Genomic DNA, 19,682 nt, shown 5'->3' with positions numbered 1-19,682 from the left:
ACCAGCAACCAGTAATCAGTAATCAGTAATCAAGTTAAAAGTTATGAGTGAATAGTTAAGAGTGAAAAATTAGCGAATAACGAATAACGAATAACGAATAACGAATAACGAAATTTAAAATGTAAAACTCAAAATATAAAATTAAAAAGTATTTTCATCAGCAACCAGCAACCAGCAACCAGCAACCAGCAACCAGCAACCCAACACCAAAAACCTAACACCCAAAACCCAACACCCAAAACCCAATTAGAAAGGATAATTAATCCCAATATTATAGACCGCGTTTCCAAAATTGTAATCATTAAACCAACGATTGCCAATCGGATAGGCAGGATCGTAGGTTTTGAAACCAATATCAAAACGCAACACGAAGAAGCTAAAGTCGTAGCGCAAACCGAAACCTGTTCCTAAGGCAATGTCGCGAAGCGAATCAAATCCGTTGAATTTTTGGTCTTCGTCTTCTATATCATCAAATACATTCCAAATATTTCCAGCATCCGCGAAAAGCGCGCCTTTAAAGCTTCCGAACAAATCAAAACGATATTCCAAATTGGTGGTAAGTTTTAAATTGGCTTCGTTGAAATCGAGTAGACTCGCCGAACGTCCAGGACCTAACTGATACGCTGCCCACGCGCGATTGTCATTAGAACCACCGCCAAAATAACTTCGAGCAAACGGAATGTTTTCAGAGTTTCCATACGGAATTGCAATTCCGAAAAAGGTGCGAAATGCCAACACATCTTCTTTTCGTGAGAGTTCCCAGTGTTTGATATAGTCAAATTCCGTTTTGATGTATTGCGTAAACGGAACTCCAAAAAGCTCGTATTTTCCTCTGCTATCTTTTTCCAAATTCGCCACGCCTGCAATCGCAGATAAAAAGTTACCCGCCAATTCCAATTCGGTTCTAAACTGAAAGAACGTATTGTCGGCAATGTTTTCTTTGCTGTTATGGAGAAAGTTGATTTTTGAAGCTGCAATCAAGTTGTCTTGCGTCAATCGAAATTTTCGCTGATTCACACTCAAAACGGTAGAAAGCTCGCTTGGCGTGACTTCAAAGTTGTTAGAAATTACGTCTTCGATAAACTGGTCGGTTTGTCCAGAAGCGATATTGAGCGATTCGTCATTATCAATATAATTGGAGCTTTGCGCCACGGAGTTTAATCGGTCGTACGAACTGGTGTATACGTTAAAATAATTGCTCGTATTCAGGTTTCGGATGAATTGCAGATTGAACAATTCCAAGTTAAACGTGTTCTTTTTGGTAGGTTGCCAGTTGTAGCGAATAAATCCTGTAAAGGTTTGTCTGTCGAGTCCAATATTCTGCTGATTGCTCGTTCCGAGCGATAAAACAGTGGTTGGCAACATGTATTTCGGAATAATTTTGTCAGTATTGAACGGAAAGAAAAATCGCGGGAAATTCAATCTAAAATCGACGCCAATCTCCGCAATATTAAAGAATTGGTCTTCCGAATCGGCCACATCTCTCGATGCTCCTAAAGTTCCTCTAGCAGCAATTTCGAGCGTTTCTGCACCGCGAAAAACATTTCTGCTAATCAACGACGTACTAAACGAAAAACCGTAATCCTGAATGTTGGAATGCGTAATGTCAATATCAAAACCTAAAGAGAACTTCTTTCGTGGTTGCAAATAAATATTCGCAATCAAATCCGTCAGACTGTCATTGGCATATTCGTACTGAATGTTCGGATATTTAAACGTTCGCAAGTTGTTGATGTGCTTGTACGTAAGTGTTCGGTCGTTGTCGCGATAAATATCGCCAGCATGCATAAATACAGCATCTGTAATCGCTTTTGGACGAAAACGCAATTTATCATTTGAATAAATTGTAAAATCGTCATACTGAACCGAATCAATAAATTTTGAACGCGAATTGGCAAACGTATAATCGGTATAAATATTTACTTCTTTAATGCGATGCACTTTGTATTCTGTTTCCACAATGCTATCGCCTTTGCGCTCGTTCAAATTATTAATCTTTAATAAAACAGGTAGTTTATAATCGTTTCCTGTAGAATCAATTCCGACTGTAGGTTTGATAGAGTTTAACTGAAAATTATAAATTCCCGAATTTCTAAAAAGTACTGTCAAGCGTTCGCGTTCGTCGTAAAAATCGCCCGTATTGTACTGTTTTCCTTGCTTTAAGAATGATGCATCTTTGTATAAATTGTAAATAGAATCTAAATCAGGTGATTTGATAGCAACTTGAATACTGTCTAAAAAATACGGATTTCCGGTATCGACACGATATTGAATGCTTGCGCGACGTTCTTTTTCGGAAGGAATCACTTCAAAATCGGCATTCGCATTAAAATAGCCTTTATTTTGATAATATACTTTGAGTCGATTGGTCGTTTTTTTGGTTTTCTTTTGATCGATAATGACAGGCGCTTCTCCTGTTTTTTGCAACCATTTATTAAAGCCCGTTTTGTAATTTCCAAGCTCGCGAACTTGCTTTTTTGAAAGCGCGTTATTCAAACGTTGACGGCGTTTCGGGTTTCTATCGAGCCAAGCTTGATAGGTAGAATCAGAATTTTTTTCAGCTAAATTATAAATGTGCAGTCGCAGCGGAAAATTTAAAAGTCGACTGTTCGGTTTTTGGTACATTTGACTCAACGCATCAGGGTCGCTAGACACTTCTCCGTTGACCGTTAATTCGTTCTTCGTCAACAGTAATTCATCCTCTTTTACATATTTGATAGAATTACAAGAAGTAACGTACACGCCAATTATAATAAATAATGATATTTTTGCTAAAAAGGATTTCAATAAGAGGTGTTTTACAAATTCAAAATTAAACTATTTGGATGATTAGCAAAAGACAAATAAAGATAATAACGAGTCTACATCAAAAAAAGTACCGAAAATCAACCGGACTTTTCGTAGCAGAAGGAAAAAAGGTGATTCAGGAGTTTCTAGATTCTAGTTTTGAATTGGACACTTTGTTTACAACCGATGAATTTTTGTTTGAAGAAAATGTAGACGCAACGTTGGTTTCCGAAGCCGAACTGAAAAAAGTCAGCTTTTTAAAAACACCGAACAAAGCCTTGGCGCTGTTTAAAATTCATGAAGCAACTTTTTCACAACAAAAAGGATTAATCGTTGTGCTTGATGCAATTCGCGATCCTGGAAACTTAGGAACCATCATTCGTTTGTGCGATTGGTTTGGCGTGAAACAACTCGTATGTTCAGAAACTACCGTCGATTGCTACAATCCGAAAGTGATTCAAGCAACCATGGGCTCTTTGACACGTGTAGAAGTTGTCTATACAGATTTATCAACATACTTATCAGAAACCAACTTGCCAATTTTCGGTGCTTTTATGGACGGTACTAATGTGTACAAAACTAACTTGCCGAAAGATGGAATTCTCGTTATGGGCAACGAAGCCAATGGTGTTTCTGAAGAAATTTCAACATTCATCACCGAAAAAATAGCGATTCCACGTTTCGGAGACTTCCAACAAACCGAAAGTTTAAATGTTGCGATGGCAACCGGAATTTTGTTGAATGAGTTTAAACGTATGGAGTTTACTTAAATCAATATTCAAATTCTTTACAAATTTTGCGAAAAGGAATTTCTTTTATTTTTTCGATAATAGTTTCTTCAATAGGAAAGGCATAATCTTCCTGAAGCCAAATAATTATTAAATGAGAGCCATGCATTTCTTTATTCCTGAAAACTTCAGAACTAGCAACGCTACAGACACAAGTAATTGAAGGAAGTTGCATCGGTTTCCCAAAAACATATCTACCTTCATATTCAATAGGAGTTTGTGTAGGCTCAATAAGATAGACGGCATCTGAATGAAAGCGTTCTTTAGCTTCCTCTTTCGTTCGTTCCAGTATCATTGTGTTAAGCCTGTTTGTTGGTAATCCTTCTAGCAATCCACTATAGGTAAACCATTGGTCAATATGATCTATCCTGACTTCTAAATCATTATCAATTAAAAGTTGGTACTTTTTCATGCGAAGTAATATGTCACATCGAGCGCAGTCGAGATGCTATTGAAACGTAAAATTAATAAAAATTCCGCGCGTTTGCATTTTTTGAATATTGCTCGTCCACGGACTGTTTGGATCGCGGTCACGCACCAATTCATCATTCAACGCAAAAACACCGCGGATTGAAGGTGTAAATTTAAAGTAGTACAAATAAAAATCAACCCCAAAACCTAATTCGTAATAAAACGTTCGCTGTTTCATTCGAAACTGATTGTTACTATTGTCATCAGGATTTTTTTCGTTGCTCGATAAGTTAATCGAGGTAGAAAATCCGCCCACAATAAACGGCTTAAAGTTGTTGATACGTTTTGTGCCAATTTTTAATAACAACGGAATATGCACATAACTCGATTTTATTTCGCGCAATCTATCCACAGGATCTGTCAAACCGTAACTTTCTGGATATTCAATATTACGTGTGGTAAAGTAAATTCCTGGCTCCAAGCGCAAATTCATATAATTATTCAACTTTACATCACCCACCAATCCTACATTAAAGCCAAGTTGCGGTTTTAGTTGTATAGCATCTGGATTTTGATTGTAGGTAAATTTAAAATCGTAACTATTAAATCCTAAAAAATAACCCCAAGTAAGCGTATTATTGTCTATTTGACCGTTTCCGCCACTGGCATCGTTTTGTACTTTTTTCTTGCTAAATAATTGAGAATGCGCAGACTGAAACGCAAACATACAACAGATGATGAACAAAATCTTCCTCATAAAATCTACTTTGTTGCGGTGTAAATACTCGCTACACCAAACGTTTGTGGTTTATCTTTCACATCTATAAACCCAATTTTTCGTAAAATATTGTTGAAGTTTTCTCCAAAAGGAAAAGCGGCTGCCGATTCTGACAAATATCCGTACGCTGCATTGTCTTTAGAAAACAACTTTCCAATCACAGGTAAGATTCTCCCTGAATAGAGACGATAAAACTGTTTGTAAGGCGTTTTTGTTGGAACAGCAGTTTCCAACACGACAAAAATTCCTTTCGGTTTTAAAACTCTGTAAATTTCCTGCAAGCCTTGTTCTAAATTTTCAAAGTTTCGCACGCCAAATGCTACGGTTATGGCATCAAACGAATTGTCTTCAAAAGGTAACTTTTCGCCATCGCCCAACACCATTTCAATTTTATCGTGCAACTCTTTTTTCTTGATTTTTTGCTTGCCGACTTCCAACATTCCTGGCGAAATATCTAGGCCAACAATGCGTTCAGCGCCAGTTTTAACAAGATTAATTGCTAAATCGGCTGTTCCCGTGGCAATGTCTAACACGCTTTTTGGATTGGTGTCGCCAACTAATTTTACCACTTTTTTTCTCCATTTTACATCAATACCAAAAGAAATCACACGATTTAGGCCGTCGTAATTCTCTGAAATGGTATCAAACATCTCTGTAACTTGCTCTTTCTTGCCACGATTGGACTCTTTGTATGGTGTTACATTTTTTGACATATTGGAAATTTTGGCAAATATACTCAATCCTATTGTCAATGTAGTATTGCAACGGCTATAATTTATGGTAGATATACAAAACTGATATTCAACATGAAAAGTATTAGTGAATAATCGCTTTTTTGCCTTATATTTGTGTACTTTTTCAATAAGTTAACTCGATGAAAATTATAATTGCGGGAGCTGGTGAAGTAGGATATCATTTAGCGAAACTACTTTCTTACGAATCACAAGATATAACGCTAATAGATTGCAACAAAGAGAATTTGGATTATGCGGATACACATTTAGATATTCGTGTGATTAAAGGTGATGCAACTTCTATTCGTATTTTGAAAGAAGCGAGAGTTTCTTCAGCTGATTTAGTAATCACAGTAACGTCTTCCGAAACTACAAATATTACCATTTGCGTACTTGCGAAACAATTGGGTTGTAAGCGAACCATCGCAAGAATTTCTAATACAGAGTTTATCAGTTATCAGGAAGAACTCCAATTTTCAGATTTGGGAATTGATGAGTTGATTTCTCCTGAAAAATTAGCGGCTGCCGAGATAAAATTATTGTTAGATCAATCGGCTTTTAACGATAGTTACGAGTTTGAAGAAGGTGCGCTTACTATGGTAGGAACCATTTTGCAACGTACCGCACCTTTTGTGGGGAAAAGCGTGAAAGAAGCCGCGCGGATTTTTCCAGAATTACACTTTGTGCCGATTGCGATTCAACGATTTGGAACGCAATATACACTCATTCCACGTGGAGATACGCTTTTTAAAGAAGGCGATCAGGTGTATTTTATCACCTCAAAAGAAGGTGTGGAAGAGTTGTATAAATTGATTGGAAAACAACGAGAAGATATTAAAAATGTCATGATTCTCGGCGGAAGTAATATCGGTTATAAAACGGCAAGAGATTTATGCAAAAACCGTTTCAAAGTAAAATTAATCGAAAAAGACAAAAACAAAGCTTTTGAACTAGCTGATGAATTGCCAAATGCCATGATTATTCAAGGTGACGGACGCAATGTGGAATTGCTAGAAGAAGAAGGAATATACGATATGGATGCATTTATTGCGGTGACAGGAAACTCCGAAACCAATATCATGTCGTGTTTGGTTGCTAAAACTAAAAACATCCGAAAAACCATTGCATTGGTGGAAAATATGGATTATTTCCAACTCTCTCAATCTATCGGAATAGATACACTTATCAATAAAAAACTGTTAGCAGCAAACAATATATTTCGCCACATTCGTAAAGGTGATGTGGTCGATATGACGCGTGTAAACAACTTGAATGCAGAATTGTTAGAATTTGTTGTAAAACCAACCTCTCGCGTATGCGATAAAAAAATAAAAGACCTTGATTTTCCTCGCTCAGCTATTATTGGCGGCGTAATTCGTGAAGGTGAAGGATTGATTGCTTTGGGCGATTTCCATATCAAATCGGGTGACCGAATTGTGGTTTGTAGTTTGCCGCAATCCATCAATAAAGTAGAACGCATGTTTCTTTAAGCATTGAAAATGAAAGTCAATTATAAAATCATATTTCATTTGATGGGACTGCTGTTGATTTGCAATGGCGGATTTATGCTACTAGCTACTTTGGTCAGTTTTCTGTATGAAGATGGTGTGACTTTTAAACTCTTTCTTGCAGGATTGGTTACCATTATTGCAGGTGCGCTTTTTATGTTGACGACCAAAGACCACAAAAAAGAAATCAAAAAGCGTGAAGGATATATTGTCGTGACGTTCGGTTGGATTTTTATGTCCCTTTCGGGAACATTTCCGTACATATTTACCAAAACCATCCCGAAATTTACCAATGCCTTTTTTGAAACCATGTCGGGTTATACTACTACTGGCGCCACAATTTTAGAAAAAATTGAAGGTTTGCCAGAAGGTATTCTCTTTTGGCGAAGCATGACACACTGGATTGGCGGTATGGGAATTATTGTGTTAGCCATTGCTATTTTACCATTACTGGGAATAGGAGGAATGCAGTTATTTGCTGCAGAAGCGCCAGGACCAAGTGCAGATAAATTGCATCCGCGAATTACCGATACAGCCAAGCGTTTATGGCTGATTTACGTAGGATATACCATAGCGGAAACCATTTTATTGCAAGTCGCAGGAATGTCCTTTTTTGATGCGATAAATCACGCGTTGTGTACCTTGTCAACAGGAGGATTTTCTACGAAAGATGCGAGTATTGCGTATTGGAACGACAATCCGATGATTCAGTATATCATCATTTTCTTTATGTTTTTGGCAGGAACCAACTTTGTGTTGAGTTACTTCGCGTTTAAAGGAAAAATACAAAAAGTATTTCGCGATGAAGAATTCCGGTTCTACGCAATTTTTGTCATCGTATTTACCTTGATAGCAACCGTAATCGTATATACACAGGCTAATGTGCAACCGTCTGACTATCATCCGATGGTGTATGGCGAATTGGAAAGTGGCTTTCGACATTCGTTGTTTTCTGTCGTCGCCGTCATTACGACCACAGGATTTGTCACCGCTGATTTTACAAGTTGGACTACCTTTTTAACTATTTTCTTCTTCGGATTGATGTTTCTTGGTGGTTCTGCAGGTTCTACTTCGGGTGGTGTAAAAGTTGTGCGGCATTTATTAATGATTAAAAACGGCTTGTTAGAATTTAAACGAACATTACATCCACGCGCGATTATTCCTGTACGATACAACAACAAATCGGTTTCAGAACATATTGTGTACAATATCTTAGGATTCTTCATTCTTTACATGTTGTTGTTTATTATTGGTGCGTTGGTTTTAGGATTTGTAGGATTGGATTTTGAATCTGCCATTGGTGGCGCAGCTTCTTCTTTGGGAAATGTCGGTCCCGCATTGGGCGATTTGAATCCGCTTGAAAATTACAATTCCATACCTTCTTTTGGAAAATGGTGGTGTGCGTTTTTAATGCTTCTTGGACGCTTGGAATTGTTTACTGTTTTAATCCTGTTGACGCCAATTTTCTGGCGAAACCGTTAGTTTCTAGAGTTTTAAAAGAATAATTTTTCAAATTTTTTTACAGCTACGTGTAACAAAATAGTTGTTGCTTCGTCATACTTGTATCAATCAAAAAAAAACAATCATCATGACAACAACAAATTTAACACACACAATGTTGGTTCGCACAGAACCCATCGAAAGAACAGAGGATTTAGGATATGTAGGTATTTTAACTTCTAACTACAAAGAAAAAGCAAAAGAGAACTTTCGCAATGTAGAATCTAGCTCTTTATTTGGATTAAAGCAACGCATACGTACCAATCAACATCGATTTACGCCAGCTGCAGGAGCTATTTTAAAAGTATCAGTTTTCATCTTAGCATATGCAATTGCTTTTCTGTAAACGATACTTCATATCAAATAATATATAACCGTTTCAAATTGTATTGAAACGGTTTTTTTATGCTCGTTAAAAATTTTAGTACTTAAAAGTATAGTTTTAGTCGCAATTTCGTTAGTTCACTCAGAGTTTTCCAACAAAAAAGGGGAAAAAACCCCTTTTGAATTTTAGATGTTTTTTGGAAATTTACTTCGTGAAACAAAAGTTAGAGAACGAATGCTAAAGAAGTTTAATTTTTTGGAATTCTGTTGGTTGGCTACTGTCATATTGCTAACAAGTACGGTAATTATGATTTTTACCAACATGGATATTACTGTTGATACTGCAACACCAGCAAAGACGCTCTTTGGAATTGATCTCACGTATTGTATTGTTATTTTTTATGCCTTCAATACTTTTTTATTCTTTGGGATTAAAGAGTTTTTTTGGCGTTACGAACGAAAGTTTCCCAACACCATTATCATGTTTAGTGGTGCTATTTTGACAATTTCACTTTTAATACTTAATATTATTTAGTTAATCTCAACCGAGCCAAAAAATGTACTTATCACACATTTTTTGGCTCATTTGATTTTTGTCGCTTCGCTCCATTCAAGGATTCAAAAATTTAATGATTTAAGGTTTTTGTTTTTAGAATTGTTAAAAACGCTTCGCTTTGGAATTTTAGACTTTTTAGATGTTCTGCTTTCGCTTCGCTCAATTTAATGATTTAAGGTTTTTGTTTTTAGAATTGTTAGAAACGCTTCGCTTTAGACTTTTTAGATGCTTTTTGCTTATTTGTTGGCAAAAAAAAGCTGTTTCTCAAAGAAAAACAGCTTTTAGATTCTACTTACAGAAATATACTTTTATTGCAATGCTTCTTTTATTTGTTGTATTGCTTGACGCAGTTCTGCTTCGGAAGCGGCATACGAAATTCGAATGCAATTTGGGTTTCCAAACGCTTCTCCCGTTACAGTTGCTACCAAAGCTTCTTCTAGCAGATACGTAGAGAAGTCTGTAGCATTGTTGATTGTTTTTCCACGCAAGGTTTTTCCAAAGAATGAGGAAATATCTGGAAATACATAAAAAGCACCTTCAGGAACATTGACATTGAACCCTTCAATTTCTTGAAGCAATTCTAAAACGATATCTCTACGTTTTAAGAATTCGTCTATCATGTATTGTATTTTATCTGTTGAAGCTTCTAAAGCTGCAATGGTAGCGCGTTGCGCAATACAATTGGCTCCACTTGTAATTTGTCCTTGAATTTTATTACAAGCTCTTGCTATTTTTTCAGGACCACCGATATAACCAATTCGCCAACCTGTCATAGCAAAGGCTTTGGAAACACCATTTACCGTAATAGTACGATCATACATAGATGGAATTCGCGCAATGCTAAAATGCTCGCTTGTAAAGTTGATGTGTTCGTAAATTTCATCAGAAACCACATATATATTTGGATGTTTTTCTAAAACAGCCGCTAAAGCTCTTAATTCTGCTTCACTATATACCGAACCACTTGGATTACACGGCGAGCTAAACCAAATCATTTTTGTTTTTGGTGTAATGGCAGCTTCCAATTGTTCAGGCGTCATTTTGAAATCGGTTTCAATTGAAGTTGATACTTCTACTGGAACTCCTTCTGCCAATTTTACAATGTCGCTATAACTTACCCAAAAAGGCGCAGGAAGAATGACTTCGTCACCATCATTCAGTAATACCATTGCCACGTTTGCAAGCGATTGTTTAGCTCCTGTAGAAACTACAATCTGATTTGGCGTGTATGTTAAGTTATTATCTCGCTTAAATTTTTGAATAATAGCATCTTTCAATTCTGCATATCCATCTACAGGCGTGTAACTATTGTAGTTGTCATTGATGGCTTGTATGGCAGCTTCTTTGATAAAATCGGGTGTGTTAAAGTCGGGTTCACCCAAACTTAACCCAATAATATTTTTTCCTTCATTTTTTAGTTCTCGTGCTTTCGCTGCCATTGCTAACGTAGCAGAAGTAGACATATTTAAAACTCTTTCAGATAATAATGCCATGGTTGTGTGTTGTTTCTTTTTTTAATTACTGAACGTTGCGAAATTAGTTATTTTTGTTTTAGGATGAAAGATAGTTTTCAATAATCACAAAAGTATTTTATTATGGAAAATAATAACAATCAAGAAGTTTCTAAAGAGTTTTTTCTAGAGAATTTAATTAGTCGCATCATAAGTGTTAAAAAACGACTTGACTATTTGGTCTTTATTCTAGTTGTTGTTACTTTTTTCGGGTTGTATTTTATGAATGTAGTGCCTAAAAAGTTTATCTTTTTTGAGTTGGATGGATTGAATCCTTCCGTGTATCATGGTGTAATCGCAGTAAGCTTGTTAGTCGTTTTTGGAATACTAGGTTCACATTTTATCGAATATGTTTTAAAAAGAAATATGATCGATAAAGAATTGAAATTCAATCCTTTTTTTAAAGGAAAAAGATGGCGCGAAGAACGAAAAGATATGAATGTTGAGAAAGGAAATGAAAAATTGTTAATTGTTTCTTCTACTGTTGCACCGAGTTCTTTTTATGAGTTTTTTTATACGCTCGATTTAACTTTGAGAAACCTTAGGTCTACAGCATCTATAGTATTACTATTTGTTTTTTTCTTATCACACGCTGTAGCATATTTTCACATACTAAAATTGCAATTTCATTTTGGAATCACAGAAGGATTGGGCGTGTTGTTATTTGTGTGCTATGCATTACTTTATGTGGAATTTATCAAATCGATCAAACGCATTAAAAAACGGCTTTACGAAGTCATCGCAAAGCCGTTGCTCTATATTTCAATTGCTTATGTGGTACTTATTATTGCAATTAGAATGTATTTTATATTCTTTAATTAGAAAAGCGAACTTTTTCGAGTCTATAGTATTCTCTAAACGTAATCATACGCTGTTGTTCTTCATCCCATAATTTTAAAAACATCATTTTCAATCCGTCTTTAAAGGACAAAGTAGTTACGTATTTTGATAAAATTTTATTTTCTGTAATACACTTTTTTAGATTGTAATTTGGAATTCTACTATTTAAATGGTGAATGTGGTGAATGCCGATGTGACCTGTAAACCATTCCATTACTCGTGGTAATTTTAAATACGTACTTCCTTTGATTGCAGATAGCAAGAAATCCCAATCTTTTTTCCACTTTTTATACGAAAACTCATGTTGATGCTGAATGTAAAAAAACCAAAACGCAATGATTCCGAAGAAGAATAAGATGATAAATTGCACCGCAAAAAAGTTTGCCCAACCTACAAAATACCCAATAATTAAATATGGAATGATGATGATGAGGTTGTCTTTTAAAAGTGTCAACGTGATTTTTTTCCATTTGTTAAATTGCAAAAACGGATACTTGGTTGTCACAATTAAATAGTACGCAGGCGCAATTACGAAAATTACGATGGGACTTCTGAAAACTTTGTATTTGAAGCGTCCCCACCAGCTTTTTGCGCGGAATTCTTCTACGGTCAACGTAGGCATGTCGCCAACTTGTCGCGTTTCTAACTGTCCGTTATGTCCGTGATGAAATGTGTGCGTTACTGCCCAATATTTGAATGGTAAAAAGCTAAATACACTACACACATATCCAATAATATCACTTGCTTTTTGCGATTTTATAAAAGAACCGTGTCCGCAATCGTGTTGAATGATAAAAATTCGCACCAAAAAGAAGGCGTTTAAGATTCCCAATAAAATGGTCAGCGTTAGTGAAAATTCAAGGGTAAAATACATCAATACCCAAACGGCAATAAATGGTAAAAAAGAAGATGCCATTTGCCCAATGGCTTTTTTTGTACTTTTTTTTCTGTATTTAGAGACGATAGATCTCCAATTTTTCAATGCTTCTTTAATTTCTTGATCTACATTTTTTTTCGACATATAAAAAGCTATTTAATCTATGTTTGAGGTAAAACTAGTACAATATATTGTAAAATTTGCAATTTGAAAATAATAAATTTATTAAATCGTAAATAAAGAGTAGTTTTGCGCTAATTATGGAAATTATACAAAAGTATTTTACAGATTTAACAGACACTCAAATCGAACAATTTGAGCAGCTGGAAGATTTATATAAGGAATGGAACGCGCAAATTAACGTGATTTCTCGCAAAGATATTGACGAATTGTATCTGCGTCATGTACTGCATGCGTTGGCTATTGCAAAAGTTCAATCGTTTGCAGCAGGCTCAAAAATATTGGATGTGGGAACAGGCGGCGGATTTCCAGGAATTCCACTAGCAATTTTGTTTCCAGAGGTAAAATTTGTATTGGTAGATGCGATTGGAAAGAAGATAAAAGTCGTACAAGCCGTTGCAGAACGTATAGGTTTGACCAATGTTTCTGCGTATCATTTACGTGCGGAGAAAGTGAAAGGCGAATTCGATTTTATTGTGAGCAGAGCCGTAACCAATATGCCTGATTTTGTAAAATGGGTTCGTAAAAAAGTTGCCAAAAAACAACAACACGAATTGAAAAACGGAATTTTATATTTAAAAGGCGGCGACTTAACTGAAGAGTTGCAAGATTTTCCCAAAGCTACATTGTATGCGATTTCCGATTATTTTGAAGAAGATTTTTTTGAAACGAAAAAAGTAGTACATCTTCCGTTAAAATATAAGCCATAAAAATGAACGAGGCTGTTTTTAAAAGTATTTCTAACGTCATTCTGAGCTTGACTCAGAATCCCATCACACTGATTTCTCACTGTTATGAGAAACCGAATCAAGTTCGGTTTGACGAAGATTGGACTTTTAAAAACAGCCTCGTATTTAAGTAGTTAGTTGGTTGGGATGTGTATGAATTTTTAAAATGCTGTGGTAATGTTTACTGTCAATCCAGTACTTTGTGGTACAAAACGACAAACTCCTCCCACGCAAATCAATCCGCCACGCTGTCTTCCGTAATTGATGGCAAATCGAGTAGCGCCTCTAGCATAACTTCCTCCTGCATTGTAAAAGTGAATTTGCTCGTCTTCTACGTCGTTTCCGTAATTGTAAATATCGTTTACATAAAATGATAATCTTGGTGTTACATTAAATTCCAACGTTGCTCCAGCCCAACTTCCGTTATCGTCTTGCGTCCATAAATGTTGTAATTCTGCACGAACCGATTGTTTGGAGTTGATTCTGTAGGTAGATTCTACCACACCAATATTTGAGTTTACCACACCGCGCTGATCCGTGATAAAACGTTGGTTGTAGTATTGATTTACATAGTAAAAAATACTTTGCCACTTGCGACTCCATTTTTTACGGACTTCCAAACTAAATTCTGAAAAGTATTTTTGTCCAAATCCGAAATAGTCAATGTTGGCATCTCTGTCTGTAAAGTTGAAATCTCCTTTCAATCCAGCCCAATACGCAGCGTTTACCGCAACTTTAGTTCCGTATTTTCCACCAATTGGTGTTCCTTTTTCAAAATTGTAAAACACATCAATTTGACCACCAATTTCACCGTATTTTAACAATGACGGATCAGGAACCGTGATAGCAGCTTGTGCTTGATACACGTAAATATTGGTCAGTAAATAATCGTGTTGTTTGGTCAATCCTGGTAAGTAATTGACAATATTTTCGTTGAATACATTTCCGGCAGCTTCTCTTTCGGAGAAGAAGTTCATATTTTCGAGTCTACGGAACGTTGCATCAATTCCTAAACCTTGTTTAAAATATCCGAAGTTGAGCAATAAGGCACTTCCATTTTCTACAAAATTTTCTATGAAACGTTGTGAGTTTACAATAATGTCTTTGTCTTTAACGATATATTCTATTCCCGAGTAAAAGCTTTCGCCAGAATAATCCAATCGTGCAGAAAAGGAATTGGTCAATTCGTCAAATTCTCCGTTTTGAAATTCTTCAGGAATGTCTTCTTTACGTCCTACATAGCTAAATCCGGCAGAAACTGTTGAACTTTCCAATTTGAGTAGTTTGGATAAATCAAATTCGGAATTAAATCCATAAATATCACCATTCGACACATCAAAACCGTCACGCTGTCTTCCGTACATAGCAGAAAGTGATACCGAATTGGAAGGATCAAATTTCACACGTGCACCTCTAAAAGCATTGTTGATTCCGAGTGGTCTGTTTTCCCAAGCACGTAAAATCAGTCCGCTTCCGTATTGCTCGTAAAAATGCCCGACAGTCACTTCTAATTTTTTGGAGCGATACATTGCATAATATAATGCTACGCCAGAATCGTCTAGTTTTGGAGAATAATTCAATAATGGCATTGGCGCGTACGATTCTATCTGCATTCCCGCAAACCAATTTCCGTAATTGTAATCTAATTTTAAATAGTTATTGGAACGAACATGTTCTTCTTCGGCGAATTTTCCTAAGCTTGTGTCATCGTTATACCATTGAACAATAGATTCAAATCCGCCAGTGAGTCTTCCCCAATCTTTTTTATCTTCTTCGTCGGGATTTTGTGCAAATCCGACAGTGCATACCAATGCTAAAGAAAGGTAAATTAGTTTCTTCATGAAAATATGTAGTTAGTTTAGTGTTAGGTTAGCTGTTTGTAGATGGTTTATTTTGAATTTTTCTTTACGACATCATACAACTGATTTTCTGCGCCAGGAAAATATCCTGTATGGCGAAAAACAATTTCTCCATCTTTAATAACAATTACGTGAGGAATTGTGGTAATATTTAAAGCGCGTTGTAAATCTTGATTGTCATCTAAAAGAATTTTGTATTCCCATCCTTTACCATTTATCAACGGCTTGATTCTTTTTTTAGTTCTTGAATCGTCTGTAGCAATGGCAATCAATTCTACATTCGTTTCATCTTGCCAATCTTCATATACTTCATTAATAGCATCCAATTCATTAATGCAAGGCACGCACCATGTTGCCCAAAAACTGAGAATTTTCACGCCTTTTTCTTGCGTAATTTGATTCATGTTTAGCGAAGTTCCGTCTAAATTTTTGACTTCAACATTCGGAATTTCCTTCTGAGCAGTAGCTTGTATTGTAAACAGTAGAAATACCGCAACAAAACTCATAATTGACTTCATATTTTTTTAGTTTAATAGTGAGAATTTTGTAAATATATAAAAGCTAACGTTAAAAAAACAAGAAAAATAAAATAAATCATTTTTGGTGGTTTCTCCATATTCTCTATATAAATGATAGGTTATTTTATTGATTTACTGTTTGTTAGATTTTTCTTTTTTTTAACAAAAATTTAATATAAATTAGACGCCAATTATACCAATTAACTAAACTTTATAAACCAAAAAAAACTTATGAAAGCAAAAAATCTTTTTAAATGTATGCTTGTCGTTGCTGCGTTATTTATGTATTCCTGCAGTAGTGATTCTGATAACGAGCCAGGCGAACCTACAAATCCAGGTGGCGGATCAGGAATTACTTCTATTACAGTGACTGCAAGTCAAAATTCCATCGAATTGGGCGGGTCTATTACTTTTACGGTAACAGCAAATGATGGGTCTAATGTATCATCAAGTTCAACAATTCGAGTAAATAATAGTGCTATTTCAGGACTAGATTTTACGCCAACTGCTACAGGAACGTATCAAATTACAGCGCAATATCAACAAATCAACAGTGGTGCTATTAGTGTTGAGGTAACGCCTCCAGTAATTACAGCATTACGAGTAGAAAGTAACGATACAAGTGTAAAAGTAGGAGATACTGCAAGTTTTACCGTGATTGGTTCAGATGCTTCTGGAAACGATTACACAATTACAGATTCTGCAACGTTAACAGTAAATGGAAACCAAATCAGTGGTCATGCAATGATGGTGACTGCTATGGGAGATTTAGAAGTAACAGCGTCAAAAGACGGTTTGACTTCTGGAGTATTTAACTTACCTGTAACTGGAGAAACAGCTCCAGCAACATTTGCTAAAATGGCAGTTATTGAAGACTTTACAGGAACTTGGTGCGGATGGTGTCCAAGAGTATCATACGCTATTGAACAAGTAGAAGCGCAATCAGACAGAGTTTTTGCAGTAGGAGCACACAGTGGTGATAACATGCAAAACTCATACAGCCAAACATTGGTAAGTCAATTCAATCCAGGAGGAAGTTATCCAACAGCAGTTATCAACAGAGATCAAGAGTGGACATTCCCAGAGCCAAGTAACGTAGCGCAAGCAACAAACTTAGCAACTGGAACTACATCTTCAGGATTGTCTTTAAATTCTATGGTAGTTGGAAACAACTTGCAAGTATATGTGAGTGCAGCGTTTGCACAAAACACATCAGGAGCAAAATTAGTAGTAATGGTATTAGAAGATGGCATTGTAGCTTCACAAGCAAACTACACAACTTACTACGGAGGTGTAGATCCAATCACAAACTTCGTTCACAATCATACATTAAGACACTCTATTACAAATGTGTTGGGAGATGCTATTCCAGCAGGAAGCACAGCAGCAGGACAAAAACATACAGAGTTTTTTGATATTGCAATGCCAGGAAATGTATCTGACAGTTCAAAAGTTTCTGTAATCGCTATGATTGTTGGTGCTGACAACAAAGTAATCAACGCAGCATTCTCTAAAACAGGGACAGCAGAAGCAGATTCTGACTTCTTAGCAAACTAAAGAAAACATATAATTAGCTAGAATTATCGTATTTAATTCTTTATAAAAAAGACAGCTCTCGTAGCTGTCTTTTTGTTTTTATAAGGTAAAACCTTACTGCAACATAGTTTTTTCTTAGTAGCTTTAAGTGTTAATCATAAAAATTATAATACTATGAAAAAAAGAAAGTTGTCAAATTTGCAGTTAAATAGAAAAGTCATCTCCAATTTTGATGTAGAAAAAGTTAAAGGACAAAGAGGACCAACAGATTTAACGAAAGAATGGTACATTGATGATGATGGAAATTATGTATGCATTTCTTATTTCTGCCGCTAAGTAAGAATATTTTAAAAGAGCTATTTGTATAGCTTTTTAAGTATAGCTAAACAATTAGCTAATAATACCAATAACTAAAGAAGTGAAAAGCCAGCAATTTGCTGGCTTTTTGTTATATGAGTTTGAAAATATTACCCTAAAAACGGATATCTATAGTCTGTTGGAGTTACAAAAGTTTCTTTGATTAATCGTGGAGAAACCCAACGCAATAAGTTTTGTGCAGAACCTGCTTTGTCATTGGTTCCAGAAGCTCTTGCGCCACCAAAAGGTTGTTGTCCTACAACCGCACCTGTTGGCTTGTCATTGATATAGAAGTTTCCAGCACAGTTTTCCAAGGCTTTGGTAGCCTCGTCAATTGCGTAACGATCTCCAGAAAATACAGCGCCTGTTAAAGCGTATTCAGAAGTTCCGTCAACCAATTGTAAAGTTTCTGACCAATCGGCATCTTCGTACACATATACCGTAACTACTGGACCGAATAATTCTGTTTCCATCGTAGTGTACTTTGGATTTGTGGTCAAAATCACTGTTGGTTCCACAAAATACCCTTTCGATTTATCGTAATTTCCACCAGCAATCACTTCCGCATCAGCGTCCGCTTTTGCTTGGTCAATATATTTTGCCAATTTATCAAAAGAACCTTCGTGAATTACCGCAGTAATAAAATTACTCAAATCAGCAGGAGAACCCATTTTGAAAGAAGCAATATCTTCTTTTACATACTCTAACACCTCATTTGCGATAGATTTTGGCAAGTACACGCGTGAAGCTGCACTACATTTTTGTCCTTGAAATTCAAATGCACCACGTGAAATTCCGGTAGCGACTTGTTTAGCATTTGCACTTGGATGCGCAATAATAAAATCTTTTCCGCCAGTTTCACCTACAATTTTAGGATAGGTTTTATATGTGTGAATATTATTTCCAATCTTTTTCCACAATTCTTTAAAAACATAGGTTGAACCTGTAAAGTGCACTCCAGCAAAATCTGGACTTGCTAAAATAGTATCGGTAATCATCACAGGATCACCATATACTACATTGATGACACCATCAGGTACGCCAGCTTCTTTAAAAACATCAACAATCACTTTTGCTGAGAAAATTTGACTATCACTAGGTTTCCAAACTACGGTATTTCCCATCATTGCAGCACTTGCAGGTAAATTTCCAGCAATCGCAGTAAAATTGAATGGTGTAATTGCATATACAAATCCTTCTAATGGTCGGTATTCAACACGATTCCAAATGCCTTCTGCAGAATCTGGTTGCTCTTCGTAAATTTGTGACATAAATTCTACGTTAAAACGTAAAAAGTCAATCAACTCACATGCGGCATCAATTTCTGCTTGGTGTACTGTTTTTGATTGCGCAATCATCGTAGCTGCGTTGATTTTTGCTCTGTAAGGTCCTGCGATTAATTCAGCAGCCTTTAAAAAGATAGCTGCACGTTGTTCCCATGTTAACTGTGCCCATTTTTTTCTAGCTTCCAAAGCCGCTTCAATAGCTTGTGTTACGTGCTTTTTTTCTGCTAAATGATACGTTCCCACAACGTGTTGATGGTCGTGTGGAGGTGTCATATTGTTTGTATTTCCAGTTGTTACAGTTTCACTTCCAATGTACATTGGCACATCAACATTTCCATTAAAATATGCTTCGTATTGTGCGATAACAGCAGCTCTTTCAGGACTGCCAGGTGCATACGATTTTACAGGTTCGTTAATGGCTGTTGGAACTTGAAAAAATCCTTTTCCCATAGTGATATTTTTATTTGTATTTTGATTAGAATTTAAAGCTGCAAAGATACAAAAAAAAAGCACCTTTACAGGAATATGCGTTTTTAGTCATTTTTAGGGTTTTTACAATAATCAGGATGTTATTTTTTGATGAATTACAGAATTCACAGTTTTT

At 36.0% G+C, this 19,682-nt stretch carries 18 protein-coding genes; 9 read left to right on the top strand and 9 right to left on the bottom strand.

The window, feature by feature from the left end; translation table 11 throughout:
- Nucleotides 1-246: 246 nt before the first annotated feature.
- The gene (gene tamL, locus C8N46_RS00855) at nucleotides 247-2,787 is read right to left on the bottom strand and encodes a translocation and assembly module lipoprotein TamL (protein WP_108112961.1); all 2,541 of its coding nucleotides are present in this window, start codon (nucleotides 2,785-2,787) and stop codon (nucleotides 247-249) included.
- A gap of 38 nt (nucleotides 2,788-2,825) precedes the next feature.
- On the opposite strand from tamL, the gene C8N46_RS00850 reads away from it, so the two are divergent.
- A complete protein-coding gene (locus tag C8N46_RS00850; RefSeq protein ID WP_108112960.1) occupies nucleotides 2,826-3,557 on the top strand; it encodes a TrmH family RNA methyltransferase in 732 nt (243 codons plus the stop codon).
- Between the two features lies 1 nt (nucleotide 3,558).
- On the opposite strand, the gene C8N46_RS00845 is transcribed toward C8N46_RS00850, so the two are convergent.
- Genes C8N46_RS00845 through ubiE form a run of 3 tightly spaced genes read right to left on the bottom strand, consistent with a single transcriptional unit; the run spans nucleotide 3,559 to nucleotide 5,477 of the window.
- Nucleotides 3,559-3,987: a hypothetical protein gene (locus C8N46_RS00845; protein WP_108112959.1), complete on the bottom strand. Its 429-nt coding sequence runs from the start codon at nucleotides 3,985-3,987 to the stop codon at nucleotides 3,559-3,561.
- A 36-nt stretch (nucleotides 3,988-4,023) separates the two neighbouring features.
- Nucleotides 4,024-4,743 carry a type IX secretion/gliding motility protein PorT/SprT gene (porT, locus tag C8N46_RS00840; RefSeq protein WP_108112958.1) on the bottom strand — a complete coding sequence of 240 codons (720 nt, stop codon included), beginning with the start codon at nucleotides 4,741-4,743 and terminating at the stop codon, nucleotides 4,024-4,026.
- A 5-nt stretch (nucleotides 4,744-4,748) separates the two neighbouring features.
- Nucleotides 4,749-5,477 (bottom strand): bifunctional demethylmenaquinone methyltransferase/2-methoxy-6-polyprenyl-1,4-benzoquinol methylase UbiE, encoded by a 729-nt coding sequence (gene ubiE / locus C8N46_RS00835; RefSeq protein ID WP_108112957.1) that lies wholly within the window; start codon nucleotides 5,475-5,477, stop codon nucleotides 4,749-4,751.
- Nucleotides 5,478-5,638: 161 nt separating this feature from the next.
- Between ubiE and trkA the strand changes: the two genes are divergently transcribed.
- The 4 genes from trkA to C8N46_RS00815 all read left to right on the top strand — a co-directional run bounded on the left by trkA (nucleotide 5,639) and on the right by C8N46_RS00815 (nucleotide 9,365).
- Nucleotides 5,639-6,988, top strand: a complete 1,350-nt coding sequence (gene trkA, locus C8N46_RS00830) for a Trk system potassium transporter TrkA (RefSeq protein WP_108112956.1) — start codon at nucleotides 5,639-5,641, stop codon at nucleotides 6,986-6,988.
- Between the two features lie 9 nt (nucleotides 6,989-6,997).
- Nucleotides 6,998-8,488: a TrkH family potassium uptake protein gene (locus C8N46_RS00825; RefSeq protein WP_170110051.1), complete on the top strand. Its 1,491-nt coding sequence runs from the start codon at nucleotides 6,998-7,000 to the stop codon at nucleotides 8,486-8,488.
- A 106-nt stretch (nucleotides 8,489-8,594) separates the two neighbouring features.
- Complete coding sequence (locus C8N46_RS00820) at nucleotides 8,595-8,852, top strand: hypothetical protein (protein WP_146169687.1); 258 nt, start codon at nucleotides 8,595-8,597, stop codon at nucleotides 8,850-8,852.
- A gap of 213 nt (nucleotides 8,853-9,065) precedes the next feature.
- Complete coding sequence (locus C8N46_RS00815) at nucleotides 9,066-9,365, top strand: hypothetical protein (protein WP_146169686.1); 300 nt, start codon at nucleotides 9,066-9,068, stop codon at nucleotides 9,363-9,365.
- A gap of 329 nt (nucleotides 9,366-9,694) precedes the next feature.
- On the opposite strand, the gene C8N46_RS00810 is transcribed toward C8N46_RS00815, so the two are convergent.
- Nucleotides 9,695-10,879, bottom strand: a complete 1,185-nt coding sequence (locus tag C8N46_RS00810; protein WP_108112952.1) for a pyridoxal phosphate-dependent aminotransferase — start codon at nucleotides 10,877-10,879, stop codon at nucleotides 9,695-9,697.
- A gap of 102 nt (nucleotides 10,880-10,981) precedes the next feature.
- Here C8N46_RS00810 and C8N46_RS00805 point away from each other — a divergent pair, with 102 nt between their 5' ends.
- Complete coding sequence (locus C8N46_RS00805; RefSeq protein WP_108112951.1) at nucleotides 10,982-11,719, top strand: hypothetical protein; 738 nt, start codon at nucleotides 10,982-10,984, stop codon at nucleotides 11,717-11,719.
- On the opposite strand, the gene C8N46_RS00800 is transcribed toward C8N46_RS00805, so the two are convergent.
- Nucleotides 11,712-12,758 carry a fatty acid desaturase gene (locus tag C8N46_RS00800; protein WP_108112950.1) on the bottom strand — a complete coding sequence of 349 codons (1,047 nt, stop codon included), beginning with the start codon at nucleotides 12,756-12,758 and terminating at the stop codon, nucleotides 11,712-11,714. The genes C8N46_RS00805 and C8N46_RS00800 overlap by 8 nt on opposite strands.
- Nucleotides 12,759-12,874: 116 nt before the next feature.
- Between C8N46_RS00800 and rsmG the strand changes: the two genes are divergently transcribed.
- The gene (gene rsmG / locus C8N46_RS00795) at nucleotides 12,875-13,504 is read left to right on the top strand and encodes a 16S rRNA (guanine(527)-N(7))-methyltransferase RsmG (RefSeq protein ID WP_108112949.1); all 630 of its coding nucleotides are present in this window, start codon (nucleotides 12,875-12,877) and stop codon (nucleotides 13,502-13,504) included.
- A 179-nt stretch (nucleotides 13,505-13,683) separates the two neighbouring features.
- Here the strand turns inward: rsmG and C8N46_RS00790 are convergent, their stop codons facing one another.
- Nucleotides 13,684-15,363 carry a DUF6029 family protein gene (locus C8N46_RS00790; protein ID WP_108112948.1) on the bottom strand — a complete coding sequence of 560 codons (1,680 nt, stop codon included), beginning with the start codon at nucleotides 15,361-15,363 and terminating at the stop codon, nucleotides 13,684-13,686.
- A 47-nt stretch (nucleotides 15,364-15,410) separates the two neighbouring features.
- Nucleotides 15,411-15,899, bottom strand: a complete 489-nt coding sequence (locus tag C8N46_RS00785; RefSeq protein WP_245896673.1) for a TlpA family protein disulfide reductase — start codon at nucleotides 15,897-15,899, stop codon at nucleotides 15,411-15,413.
- A gap of 231 nt (nucleotides 15,900-16,130) precedes the next feature.
- On the opposite strand from C8N46_RS00785, the gene C8N46_RS00780 reads away from it, so the two are divergent.
- Both C8N46_RS00780 and C8N46_RS20250 read left to right on the top strand, forming a co-directional pair.
- Nucleotides 16,131-17,456, top strand: a complete 1,326-nt coding sequence (locus C8N46_RS00780) for an Omp28-related outer membrane protein (protein WP_108112946.1) — start codon at nucleotides 16,131-16,133, stop codon at nucleotides 17,454-17,456.
- Nucleotides 17,457-17,609: 153 nt separating this feature from the next.
- Complete coding sequence (locus tag C8N46_RS20250) at nucleotides 17,610-17,771, top strand: hypothetical protein (RefSeq protein ID WP_158269039.1); 162 nt, start codon at nucleotides 17,610-17,612, stop codon at nucleotides 17,769-17,771.
- A gap of 131 nt (nucleotides 17,772-17,902) precedes the next feature.
- Here C8N46_RS20250 and pruA read toward each other — a convergent pair whose 3' ends face one another.
- The gene (gene pruA, locus C8N46_RS00775; protein ID WP_108112945.1) at nucleotides 17,903-19,528 is read right to left on the bottom strand and encodes an L-glutamate gamma-semialdehyde dehydrogenase; all 1,626 of its coding nucleotides are present in this window, start codon (nucleotides 19,526-19,528) and stop codon (nucleotides 17,903-17,905) included.
- Nucleotides 19,529-19,682: the final 154 nt, after the last annotated feature.

Origin of the sequence: Kordia periserrulae (assembly GCF_003054265.1) — a bacterium.
In the GTDB taxonomy this organism is placed as follows: domain Bacteria; phylum Bacteroidota; class Bacteroidia; order Flavobacteriales; family Flavobacteriaceae; genus Kordia; species Kordia periserrulae.
This window is presented reverse-complemented; position numbering and strand designations above follow the sequence as displayed.